This is a genomic window from Mediterranea sp. An20, from assembly GCF_002160055.1.
Classification (GTDB): domain Bacteria; phylum Bacteroidota; class Bacteroidia; order Bacteroidales; family Bacteroidaceae; genus Bacteroides; species Bacteroides avicola.
In genome coordinates this window covers 1-11,960 of the sequence record NZ_NFJV01000047.1, presented here as the reverse complement: position 1 = coordinate 11,960, position 11,960 = coordinate 1, and the positions used below count along the sequence as shown (strand labels likewise).

General features: G+C 47.0%; 7 protein-coding genes and 1 pseudogene. 1 reads left to right on the top strand and 7 read right to left on the bottom strand.

The features are described 5' to 3' along the window. Positions 1-124: 124 nt before the first annotated feature. From B5F34_RS16560 to B5F34_RS16550, 3 genes are all read right to left on the bottom strand, one after another. Positions 125-982: a hypothetical protein gene (locus tag B5F34_RS16560; RefSeq protein ID WP_087340885.1), complete on the bottom strand. Its 858-nt coding sequence runs from the start codon at positions 980-982 to the stop codon at positions 125-127. Beyond that, positions 969-1,466, bottom strand: coding sequence for a type II toxin-antitoxin system antitoxin SocA domain-containing protein (locus B5F34_RS16555; protein WP_087340884.1), 498 nt, complete (start codon positions 1,464-1,466; stop codon positions 969-971). Before B5F34_RS16555 ends, B5F34_RS16560 begins: the two co-directional genes overlap by 14 nt. A 392-nt stretch (positions 1,467-1,858) precedes the next feature. Further along, the gene (locus tag B5F34_RS16550) at positions 1,859-2,737 is read right to left on the bottom strand and encodes an AraC family transcriptional regulator (RefSeq protein ID WP_087340883.1); all 879 of its coding nucleotides are present in this window, start codon (positions 2,735-2,737) and stop codon (positions 1,859-1,861) included. A 119-nt stretch (positions 2,738-2,856) separates the two neighbouring features. Between B5F34_RS16550 and B5F34_RS16545 the strand changes: the two genes are divergently transcribed. Further along, positions 2,857-3,744: a shikimate dehydrogenase gene (locus tag B5F34_RS16545; protein ID WP_087340882.1), complete on the top strand. Its 888-nt coding sequence runs from the start codon at positions 2,857-2,859 to the stop codon at positions 3,742-3,744. Positions 3,745-3,926: 182 nt separating this feature from the next. Here B5F34_RS16545 and B5F34_RS16540 read toward each other — a convergent pair. The 4 genes and pseudogenes from B5F34_RS16540 to B5F34_RS16525 all read right to left on the bottom strand — a co-directional run bounded on the left by B5F34_RS16540 (position 3,927) and on the right by B5F34_RS16525 (position 11,334). Further along, positions 3,927-4,877 (bottom strand): annotated as a pseudogene (locus tag B5F34_RS16540) (IS30 family transposase). Positions 4,878-5,192: 315 nt separating this feature from the next. Continuing rightward, positions 5,193-6,068 (bottom strand): endonuclease/exonuclease/phosphatase family protein, encoded by an 876-nt coding sequence (locus B5F34_RS16535; RefSeq protein ID WP_087340881.1) that lies wholly within the window; start codon positions 6,066-6,068, stop codon positions 5,193-5,195. A 105-nt stretch (positions 6,069-6,173) separates the two neighbouring features. Beyond that, entirely contained in the window at positions 6,174-7,982 is a 1,809-nt protein-coding gene (locus B5F34_RS16530; protein WP_087340880.1) for a RagB/SusD family nutrient uptake outer membrane protein, read from the bottom strand. Between the two features lie 31 nt (positions 7,983-8,013). Then, the gene (locus B5F34_RS16525; protein ID WP_087340879.1) at positions 8,014-11,334 is read right to left on the bottom strand and encodes a TonB-dependent receptor; all 3,321 of its coding nucleotides are present in this window, start codon (positions 11,332-11,334) and stop codon (positions 8,014-8,016) included. Between the last annotated feature and the right edge of the window lie 626 nt (positions 11,335-11,960).

The following is an 11,960-nucleotide window of genomic DNA, read 5'->3' as shown; positions in this document are numbered from 1 at the left end:
TTCTTCTAAATCTGTCGGATACATAATTATTTCAAGTGTGGAAACTTAAAAATAATCATTTCCGAAGAAAGAAGAAACACTCTTTCTATATTAAACTTTAAAATTTAAACAGGCTCTTATAAAATTAAACACTTTCTTCATCAGGATTAAATTCCAAATAGAAATTCTTTCTTTTTTCTTCAATATCCTTTAATTCTTGGTACATGAACTTGCATGCATAATCATAAAGTGGGATTGCCGTACCATATTCATTAGAATCTCTGAAACCTAAATTGGATTTATAATAATTGACAAGAAGTTCATCAGGAGTCAGATCTGCTGCGAACAGAAACAGGCATTCACAACCTACGATTTTTCTTAACTCACAAATCTTAGGAATCAGGAAATGCCAGAAAACAACGGTTCCCATTTTTTGTTTGATATTTAATTTCTCCCAAAATGGCCGATAATTGTCATTTGCACAAAAGTGTACAATTTCAACACCGGCAAAAGTCTTTCCCACTCTTTTCAGATTGTCTTCAGATTCTTTTGCCAAATCTTCGATTATCTGATTTTTCTTTATGTGGGAGATTTTAGAAAGTTCTTTTTTTACCAGCCCTTTTCTTGTACGTATGCTTTCCAGAATAGAAGCAATGGTTTCTTTGTCCTCTTTCGTAGAAGAGGGATCTTTCTCTAATTCTACGAGAAAATGGAAAAGGTCGTTTATTTTGCGTAGTTTTTCTTTCTCACCAAACAAATCATATAGAATTCCACATTTGATAGAGAAATAGAAGAGAATGTTCTCATCTTTGTCTTTAATGAGATAATAAGCAATATTTCCAGCCTCGTCTTCTTCATAGGCTTCGTTCTTTAGGGTGTGTTCCAAGCTTTCGTTTCTTACATTACAAAAAGCGTCAACCAACCTAAGATTATTTTCGTTAGAAGACAGGCGTTCGCAAACAAGAGAATTTATCCATTGTTGTTGCTTTTCAGTTATTTGCATGATCGTTTGTTTTTGTTATTAAGGAATTTACCTTTTCATAGATAAAACGTCTGATTTTTACCCGTTCTGCATCTTCTCTTATATCATCTGTAATGATAAGCACATGTTGCTTTTCTGCCGTAACCTTCTGTCTTGCTTTTTGCCAAGCGTATTCTCCGTGTGTGATGCTACTCAAACTCCAAGAATCCTTTTGTGCATATGTTTCAAATACCATGTCAAACACAGATTTATAGTTCTTTATTATTTCAGGCGACAATTCTTCATGTAATGCATTATCCCGATATTTCTGTCGTATAGAGACCATTACAGGACCATACTTCCAGGCTTCAAAACAATCCTTAAACAATGGTTCTCCTGTCTGGATAATAGACTCACGCTGAGTGAAATAAAGTAGCTTATGCAACTTCATTTCATCAATCTCCTTACTATACTGCTGCTGATAACGCATACAGATATAGGATGCTATTTTTACGACATCTGCCATAATTCACTGATTTTCTTTATGAACAAAGATAATAATCTTCTGCAAAACTGACAAATGAATTATATTTATTTTTTTGGTCAAGTAATCAATCAGAATTAGTTTTTATCAAACACAGAGACACAGAGACACAAAGTTCTGTAACTGTCTGTCGGGAAAAATGACGGGAGGGCACAGAGTCCGCGGCTTCGCCGCATACGAGAGAAAGGAAATTAACTCTGTGAGCTATGGACAAGAAAACAAAAAGCTCTGTGTCTCCGTGCCTCTGTGTTTAGTATCATGTAATTTTGCACATTTACTTAAACTTGCCAAACCTAAAGATTAGGAAGCTAAACCTTAACTTGAGCACGCTAAACCTCAACTTGAGCACGCTAAATTTAATGTTGGAAGTATTCTCACAATTTTATCTGCATTCTATACTCAGATGGTGTACGTTTAGTGATTTTCTCAAATTGGGCAATGAAATGAGTAACACTGTTATACCCTGATTCGTAGGCTACTTGTGAAATATTCATGTTTGAATAAGTCAGCAATTTGCATGCGTGTTCAATACGTATCTCTGCCAGACATTGGAAAATGCTCTTGTCCGTGCGTTGTTTGAAGTACCGGCACAAAGCCGAAGGGTTTTGTTTGACAAATTCCGCTATCTCCTCCAAAGTCACTTTTTCCTTGAAATGGTTATAAAGATAGGTATATACTTTATTGACAGGTTCTTTCACATCGGGAATAGAATTCGCTTGATTATACGCAGTGTCGGAGAGCAGTTTAAAATGCCGGCTTTCATGCAGTTTTTCGAGCATACGCAGCAGGCAGATAAGTCGTGAGGTATATTCGGAAGAATCGAATGCCTGTATCATCTCCAACATTGTATCAAACAGTCCTTCATCGTAAAAACGAATTCCATATTGGCTTTTCTGCAATAAGTCATAGATAAAACGATAGTCAGGAATGTCTTTCATCTGTTCCGGGAAAATTTCCGGTCTGAACTGTATGGCTTCCCCCGCACTCCATTCATCTTCCGGGTTACTTGCAGATGTGGAATTCAGTTTAGTATGGCATAGGTGAAGATGAGGTACATTGCTTCCTATAAGGGCTATGTCTCCTGCTTTGTATTCTGATATTCCCTCACCGACAAACTGTTTCCCGTTGCCTTGAGTGAACAACATGATTTCGTATTCCACGTGCTTGTGCAAGGGAAGCACAAAGCGGGGATAGGAAATATGGCTACATACCGTTGCCATGTCATGTACAATCTTACGTTCTAATATCGGCATATTCAGGTTTTCTTATTCAGTTGCAAATATAACGGATGATGCTGCAAATATAATGGTATTCCGTTTCTTTTTTTGCCGCTAACTTTGCAGTGTCAAACGAAATGAAATAGATTGGTATTATGAACATTGAAGAACAAAAGATTGTATCGCCCGACTTTCTGCCCGGATTGCTTGGGTCGTTTGCAAAACCTGCAGCAGAAAACCCCACCGTGGCTATCATGGAAGCTGCATTCCGCCACCATCAACTGCATTATCGTTATATCAATTGCGAAGTAGGTTCCGAGAATCTACATGCAGCCGTTGAAGGTGCCAAGGCAATGGGATGGCGGGGATTCAACTGCTCCATTCCCAACAAAGTGGAAGTCATGAAGTATTTAGACCGGATTGGAGAGTCTGCACAGATTATCGGTGCGGTGAATACAGTCGTAATCGGTCCGGACGGAAGAACAACAGGTGAAAATACGGATGGGAAAGGTTTTGTCAAGGCTATCTCGGAAGTAACATCCATACCCGGTAAAAAGGCTGTCATCTTCGGTGCAGGCGGGGCTGCCCGGGCAATAGCTGTAGAAATGGCATTGGCCGGATCCAAAGAAATCATCATCGTGAATGTGAGTGAAAGGGGAAAATCATTGGCGGATTTGCTGAACAGCCGCACACCGGCAAAGGCTTCATTCCTGCCCTGGAATCAGGCATTCAGCATTCCTTCTGATGCAGACATCGTAATCAACGCAACCCCCGTAGGCTTATATCCTAACGTGGAGCAGCGTCTCAATATCCGCATGGACACATTACTTCCACAGATGACAGTGGCAGATTGCATCCCCAATCCGGTTTATACGCACTTGCTAAAAGATGCCTTGGCAAATGGATGCAAACATGTCCTGCCCGGAATGAACATGCTTGTTTACCAAGCCATGATAGCCATAAAATATTGGACGGGGAAAGATGTGGATGCCGACATCATGAAGCAAGAACTGACACGTGTTTTAGGCTTATCAAAACTATGACTCAATGGATTTTTCTATGTGGATACAATCCCCTCGGACTGGGGGATGCTTTTCCTTTCGGCATTGCTGATTGGAATGTCAAAAACGGGTATTCAAGGTATCAGCCTGTTGGCGGTGCCGCTGGGCAGTGTTGTACTACCGCCACATTGCGGAATGGACAGAGTCAACCAGCGAGTGCAACATTACGAAATATTTTTGAAAAAGACCTCCTTAGGCGTCAGGAAATTGAGCTTTTCCCTGGGCCTAGCGTTGATTTTCTTCCTGATTTTAGCAATTTTTCCTTCTGTGACGGTGCTGATGTCTGTCCCTTTCGGGATATATTGGCGTACCAGCTTGTTGGCGTTTTCTATGGCTCCTTTCTGCCACGCGCAATAGGAATCGGCAAAATACACAGGTACGTTCAGTTTCCTGGTTATCCATTCGTGCTCCGCAAACTCGCTGCCGTTGTCCGTGGTTATGGACTTCAAGGCCTCCCCTTTGTAAGGCAGAAGCAGCCTCCACACGGCTTTCGCCACCGGTCCGGCCTTCTTTCCCTGTTTGAGTTTCTCCATGAGCAGGAAGTTCGTGCTCCTTTCCGTCAGCGTCAGGATGGCGTTGCTGTCCTTGTCCACGATGAGGTCCATCTCCCAATCTCCGAAACGACTGCCGTCGGCTTCCACCGGACGTTGGTGTATGCTTATGCGGTTACGGATGTTCGTAGCCTTGGTTTCATGCCGGCGGGAGGCCTTGCGCTTATATTTCATCTTATGGCGGCAATGGGAAGCCAACTCTCCGCTTTCATCCTTGCGTATAAGGCCGTAAATGGCTTCATGGGAGACGTTTATACCCTCCATCCTTAAACGTCCGGATATCTAACGGGGAGACCATTGGTCGGTCTTTATCAGCTCGGTGACGCGCCATTTCAACGTCTCGGCAAGACCTCTGTTCCCGGGCGAATGACGCTGGCGGGATTCCGCCATGTCATGTGCCTTGTTCCATACATAACTGCCGTTCGGCGTAGAATTACGCTTTACCTCACGGCTTACCGTTGATTTGTGGACTCCTATAGAACGAGCAATTATTTCCAGAGTCTCACCCTTTTGTTTTCCCAGGTAAATTCCGTACCTTTGCTCACGGGTTAAGTGCTTATACATAATTGACAATACAAAAGTAATTAATCCGTGGGAGACGGCGGTCTCCTTTTTTTATTTTGTATTGCCGGATGACCCGAAGCCCGGCTTCCACCGCCTTCCTCCGCCCTTTCCGCTACGCTCCAAGGACGGAGGAAGGCGGTGGCGGAGTTGCACTTCTAACTTGACGGTGGGAGCCATTTATCAAATCATCCCTATCGTTGTTACGACCGATGATGGAAATGTTCAACACCAGCAATTTACGGGCGTGCATTTATCCCCATGCACGCCCTTTTCTGAGCCGAGATACAGCACCCAGCCCCATAAAAAGACCGAGGCTTACTGAATCGCAGCTACTATCATTATGGGGAAGTGGTCGGATGGAAACTGTCCGTTAGGCATCTCGTTCAACGTACCATACTTCAACACACGAATGTTGCCGGCAACAAAGATATGGTCTATCCGGTTCAAGGCTTTGGCATCTTTCTGGAAACCATGGTAAGTACCGACCGTCCCATAAGGAGGAAGCTCGCTCACATCATACGAGTTTTTCAGCAATCCGTCAGACTGAAGAATCTGGATAGGTTCTGAATCGGGCGTAGCATTGTAATCGCCGACGGCAAATGCCGGGAAATTACCGGCCAATTCCTTCATCTTAGCCAACAGAAGTTTGGCTGACTCACGACGAGCCACGACTCCCTGATGGTCGAAATGAGAATTGAAGAAGAAAAACTCCTTGCCCGATTTCTTATCACGGAACTTACCCCATGAGCAAATGCGGTTGCAGCAGGTGGCATCCCAACCAAGACCTACGCGGTCAGGAGTCTCTGAGAACCAGAAGTCACCATGCTCCAACAAGTCGAAACGGTCTTTCTTATACAGAATGGCCGAATGTTCACCCTGATCATTACCGTCACGCCCCTCGCCTATGCAGGCATATTGCGTAAGTTCGCACAAATCGTCCAACTGAGAACGGAAAGCTTCCTGCACACCGAATATATCAAAATCGTGGAAACGGATAAGAGCCTTGGCCAATTCCTTCCGGTGAGGCCATGCGTTTTCGCCATCGTTTGGCGTATCCATACGGATGTTGAATGAAGCTACGTTCATCAGCACCGGTTCCTGATTGTCAGCTTCCTCCTTAGAGGCATTGGAAGAGCATGCAGCGAATATAAACGCCACAGCAGTCAAAACGAGAGAAAAAAATTTCCGCATAATTCAAAATTATAACAGTTAATAAAAAAGAGATAAATATCATCCTGCATAGATAGTTCACACGTATAAAGAACAGTTCCAACAAGAAAAAAGTTCTTACCGCCCTTACCATCCGGGATTCTGTGTAAGATTTGTATTCAGGTTTATCACTTCCTGTGGGATGGGATAAAGATACATGTTATCGTTCCACTTCCGCGAACTTAAATTGTACCAATACAGATAGCCATGATGGGGGTCATCAGGCAACGGTTTCACCGACTGCACATCGTTCAGCGTAACCAGAATGGACGAATATTCGCCCGAATAGTCCGGGTTGGAGGTGAAATAGACGTCATACACGCCATCACCGTTCATATCCAGGGGGGTGTCCAGTGCAGGAATATACACCCCTGTCCACTCGGTGCTCTCCCACAGCTCCCCACAGGCCCATCTCTTGAGGTCGTTCAACCGAACCCCTTCCAGGCAGAGTTCGGTGCCGCGTTCACGTCTTATCTCCAGAATGACAGGATTGTCAATGTCAGGAAAATAAGTAGTCTGCAGATAAGGGTCGATGCGGGTGGGCAGTTTGTCGAGGTCGCCTCCTGTGATGCCCGCACGGCGACGAAGCACACCGATGGTCTCGCTCCAGTCCTTGTCAGTAATGGTTCCCAGTTCAGCTTTTGCTTCTGCATAGTTAAGCAATACTTCTGCATAGCGGAAGAGGGGAATGTCATTGTCGTTGGTACGGCCATCGTCGTAAGACACATCATCCATGACATATTTAGTAAACTGATAACCCGTCAAGGTATGTCCCGTAAAGTTGGCACCGGTCAACACATAGTCACCGTCTGCATTCTTGCGCGTATAATCAAAGCCACGTATAGTCTCGTTCAAGCGAGTGTCACGTCCCGTCGTCTCTTCGACAAATGTCTTGTACGTGCCGTCGGGATTCTTCTCGTTGTAGAAAGAGCCGTCCCTATTCAGGTAAGTCTTTGCAAAAGGACGTGTCATGCACAGGTGAGGCCCGTAGGTAGAAGAGTTGAACCACCAGTTCTGCTCACCCATCTGCAGGGTCTTATCGGTAGATACGGCCAGCATCACTTCCTGGGTCACCGTATTGTCGCTGATGAAAAGCTCGCGATAGGAGCCGCGTCCGTCGGCATAAGGCGTACCGGTATAGATGCTGTATACGCCGCTGCCCATTACCTTCTCGGCCGCATCGGCTGCGAGCTGGAAAAGTTCGTCGGAAGTAATGTTGCAGTTCTGCACGTAATCCGTTCCGGCATGATATTTACGCCATGAAGCTTCGAACAGGCAGACACGTGACTTGAAGAAGGCCGCTGTCCATTTGTTCACCGTGTTTGAGTTTCCGGTCACGCCGCTTTCGACGATATGGTCGAACGCATAATCCAGGTCATCTATCACATGCTGTATGATGACATCACGGTTATCGCGCCGCGCATATAGTTTCTCCATATCGGTACTCTCTATGGGTTCGTCTATCCAAGGCACTTCGCCGTAGGTCACCAACTTGTCAAAATAGAAATAGGCGCGGAAGAAACGGGCTATGCCGGTGTAATTGTCGCGCACACTCTCGGGAACGGCCTCATCGGTGTTATGCTTGATGAAATAGTTGATGTTGCGCAGGGCCGACCAGCTCCAGCTGGTAGAGGTATTGGTCGTGTAGGCACCGCTCTCATAAGTTCCCAGCGAGTTCTTGGCGCCGAAGTCGGCAGCCGTACCGTCTTGCTTGAAAGCATCGTCATAGTCGGGCAACTGGTTGTAGAAAGAATAAGTATAGGCCTGCAAGCCCGATTCAGAACCGAAGACCATGTTACGTCCGGCCGAAGACTGCTGTTCCTCGGTAAGGTCGCATCCGGCCAACAACACTGCAGAAGCAGCAAACAGGGATATGTTACGTAGGATATGTTTCATAATAAATAATATATAGATAGTTCTTTTAAGTTCAGAATGTAAGATTCACGCCTATGCTGAAGCTACGCATGGTGGGATAGTTGTTGCCATCGCCCACATTATCGCTGGAGAGGTCGGCATCCGACCCGTATATGTTCGTCACATCCAGGTCTTTGGTATGTTTGTAAAGAGGCGACCAGGTCCACAGGTTCTCACCGGAGAAGTAAATGCTGGCTGCCGTCAGATGCAGGTTCTTGACCCATGCAGCAGGCAAATGATAGCCCACCTGCAGGTTCTTCATACGTATGTAGGCCACATTTTGCAGATAGCGTGTATTGGCATTGCTATCGCCCTTATAGAACGGTGCATAGTATCCGGCATAGCGGGGCAGATAAGCATTGGGATTGTCTTCTGTCCAGTAGTTGTTCTCATGCCATTTGGGCATCTGGTTGTACGGACGGTTATATTGTCCCCAGAACACGGCCGTCTCGTTGCCCGGATACCAGTCCTGCTTCCCTACCCCCTGAAAGAAAGCGCTGAGGTAGAAGTTGTTCCAGTCGCCCCCCAATGAGAAGCTGTAGATGTAGCGAGGCTCGGCATTACCTATGACACGGCGGTCGCCCGGATCATTGGCTGTGCCTGCGCCGCGGTCAATGTATCCGTTTCCGTTCAAGTCCTCAAACTTCACGTCACCCGGATGCAGCTTGTAGTTCTTCTCCGTCTGGATACCGGGCATGTAATAAGATTGTCCGGCAGCCTGTGCCTTGGCTTCGGCAGCGGCAATCTCTTCCTCTGTCTGCCACAGGCCGTTACATACATATCCCCAAATCTCGCCAATCTTCATGCCTTCGTAATAATTGGGCGTGTTGCCTGTGCCGATGGCTTTAGTGCTGTTGTTGAACTTGTCGATGGTGGACTGATAGTCGGCCAACGTGGCTTTCACATAGTAGTTAAAGGGTTTTCCGCCCATCTTGAAGGAGTCGCTCCATCCTATCGATATTTCATATCCGCGGGTACTCATGTCAGCATAGTTACCTTTGGGAGAGGTGGCGCCGAACACGTCGGGCAAGGTAGGCCCCTGGGTGTACATGTTCTTGGTGCGGCGCACGTAGTAGTCGCCCGTCATGGTAAGACGGTTGTTAAAGAAGCCCAGGTCTATGCCGCCGTCTACGGTCTGCGAGGTTTCCCAGGTCAGCGATGCCGGAATCTCATTGGGAATGGAAGTATAGCGGGGCTTCACACCGTTGAAAATGCGTCCGCTGTTCGAGAAGGAGAATACCTCGTCATACGAATATGCCGCCACGTTACCGTTGCCCAGCGAACCGTAAGAGGCACGTATCTTGATGTTGCTCACCTTACGAGGGTCGGCTTTGAACCAGTGCTCCTCATTGATGCGCCATCCGGCCGATACGGAGGGGAAGAAAGCCCAACGCTGACGCGAAGGGAATTTGGAAGAGCCGTCATAGCGTCCGTTCACCTCTACCAGATAGCGGTTGTCATAAACGTAGTTCAGACGGAAGAACGAACCCACCGTCCGCCATTTGCTCCACGAGGAAGTAATGGAGCGGTTGTCCGTACCCATGGCCATATTGATGTTCTCTACGTTCTCTGTCAGCAGGTCGTCGTTGTAGGCATAGAGCTGCTTGCTCTGCGACTGCTCGTAATTATAGCCCAGCATTCCCTTGAAATAATGTTTCTTGGCAAAGGTCTGCTCATACTCAGCATATACATTGGTACCGAGGTAGACATTGTTGCGCTGCGTCTCGCTGATGTACGACTGTGTACCCGATATGGTTTCTGTCAGTCCCTCCGTCTTGGAATACTTGGAACGTACGCGCTTGATGGTCTGGTAGTAATTGGCGTTGTTGTACGTAAAATCGGCATGCACGCGCAGCCTGTTGTCCAGGAAGCTGGCAGCCAGTGTGGTAGTGCTTCGCGTAAGGTCATTCTTCATGGTGCGTCCGCTGTTGCCGTAAAGAAAGTCGCCGATGGAATACACGCCACTGTAAGTCAGCGTGCCGTCAGGATTGAAAACAGGCGACGAGGGGTGCCCTTCGTCCTGCAGGTTACGCCAAACGTTTCCCGTGCCTTCCGAATAGGTGACAGGATTGTAGTAGTTGTCGTGCGCAATCTCTGTGTTATTGCTTATCTTCAGCCATTTGTAGAGCTGGTAACCCACCTTGGCACGGAGGTTCAGCTTCTTGTAGCGGTCGGTCTGCGTATCGCTGTTGAACAGTCCGTCATAACCATAGAAGCGTCCCGACAGGTAATAGTCGAAACGGTCGGTGGCTCCGGTCACCGACAGGTTGTGTGTCTGCGAGAATACATTGTTCTTGTACAGCATTCCGTAAATGTCGGTCTCATCGTTGAAGTACACATAGCGCCCCGGTGTCGTGCCCCAAGAGCCGTCGCTTACCACGGTGCCCAGCTGCCCGTTTTCCTTGCGCCGTCTGTACTCCTCCAGCCAGGCAGTGGAGAACTGCTGCGTCTTGTTGATACCCGAAGGCACGGAACGCTGATAAGCGTAATAGGCCTCGTAGAAGTGCTCTGCCCAGGTATAGCCGTCCGTCACAATGTCGGGCACGGCAGTAGGCTGCTGCACGGTGAGATTCACGGAATAGTTCACCGTAGTCCTGTTCTTGGCCGGATTCTTGGTAGTCACCAAGACGACTCCATAGGGTGCGCGTGCTCCGTATATGGATGAAGCGGCCGCATCCTTCAGTACCGACACGCTTTCTATATCATTGGGATTCAGCATGTCGATGGAACCTTCCACGCCGTCAATCAGCACCAGCGCGCTTCCACCTTGGCCGATGGAAGTGGTACCGCGCACGTTCAGCGAGGCCGAACGGTTGGGCTTGCCGTCAGACAGGGAGATGTTCAGGTTGGGAACCACCCCCATCAGCATCTGCACGGCATTGGCTGCAGGACGTCCGCTGAACACATCGCTGTTTACTTCCTCCACCGCACCAGTCAGGTTAACCTTCTTCTGGATTCCGTAACCCACCACTACCACCTCATCCAGTGTCTGGAAGTCTTCCTTCAGCAAGACCGAGAGGGCAGTACGGCCTTCCAGCGGCACTTCGGCGGTGATGTAACCCATGAACGACACTACCAGCGTGGCATCAGACGGCACATTGGTCAATGTGGCTTTTCCGTCAATGTTTGTAATCGTGCCCTTACCGGTGCCTTTCACAAGCACGTTGGCACCGATAACCGGGCCTTGTCCGTCGTTCACCGAACACACCACCGTATGCACATCTTGCCAAACGCCGTTCGTATCGGCTACCGTGGCCTGCACAGGAATCCACGCTCCCATGCCCCAGAGCATGCTGCAGCAAACACCTAAAACGAAAACCTTGTTTTTCTTCATAATGTTATCCTTTTTTATAAAAAAATGTTTTTCGAGGCCAAAAGTAGAGGAGGGACATTACAAAGTCATTAAGAGAAAATTACGCTTTCGCAACAGTGCCAAGGAGTATCCGCAGACAGCCCCAATTAGCAAAATTTAAGTTTATGGCTGTTTCATACGGCTATCCTCCGCATAAGGATAGCACCAAGGGACAGGATGGAGAATTTAATGATGGAAAAGTAGGTACTTCTGAATTTTCCCATGCCCGGACTGAAGAATCCTGCATGGAATCCCTGTGCTGCCTCAGCAGGGGGAGAACCTTTGTGCAACTTCAGGCATAAGACAACAAGGGTGTATCATAATATAAATAAGAACAGCATACTCCTCTTTCTGGAAGGAGGAGTATCCAAAGAGAGAGGTGGTAGGTCAGCATATAAATGATTGAAAACAAAAGTTCAATTACAAACCTACCACCCCGTCACTACGTGCCACCCCTCCTTCTGGAAGGAGGGGAATACTGTTACTTACTTAACGTGAGTTCGATATAAGGATTGAAATTATTCCTTTGAAAATTAGGAACATAGCGATAAAAGCATTAAATTTATAGTGTCCAAGTATAACATTTAAGCAATTACCACTATGTTCTC

Bases quoted from the DNA above. Each gene is read 5' to 3' on its own strand.
- B5F34_RS16560 (WP_087340885.1), bottom strand. From the start codon at position 982: ATGCAAATAACTGAAAAGCAACAACAATGGATAAATTCTCTTGTTTGC.
- B5F34_RS16555 (WP_087340884.1), bottom strand. From the start codon at position 1,466: ATGGCAGATGTCGTAAAAATAGCATCCTATATCTGTATGCGTTATCAG.
- B5F34_RS16550 (WP_087340883.1), bottom strand. From the start codon at position 2,737: ATGCCGATATTAGAACGTAAGATTGTACATGACATGGCAACGGTATGT.
- B5F34_RS16545 (WP_087340882.1), top strand. From the start codon at position 2,857: ATGAACATTGAAGAACAAAAGATTGTATCGCCCGACTTTCTGCCCGGA.
- B5F34_RS16535 (WP_087340881.1), bottom strand. From the start codon at position 6,068: ATGCGGAAATTTTTTTCTCTCGTTTTGACTGCTGTGGCGTTTATATTC.
- B5F34_RS16530 (WP_087340880.1), bottom strand. From the start codon at position 7,982: ATGAAACATATCCTACGTAACATATCCCTGTTTGCTGCTTCTGCAGTG.
- B5F34_RS16525 (WP_087340879.1), bottom strand. From the start codon at position 11,334: ATGAAGAAAAACAAGGTTTTCGTTTTAGGTGTTTGCTGCAGCATGCTC.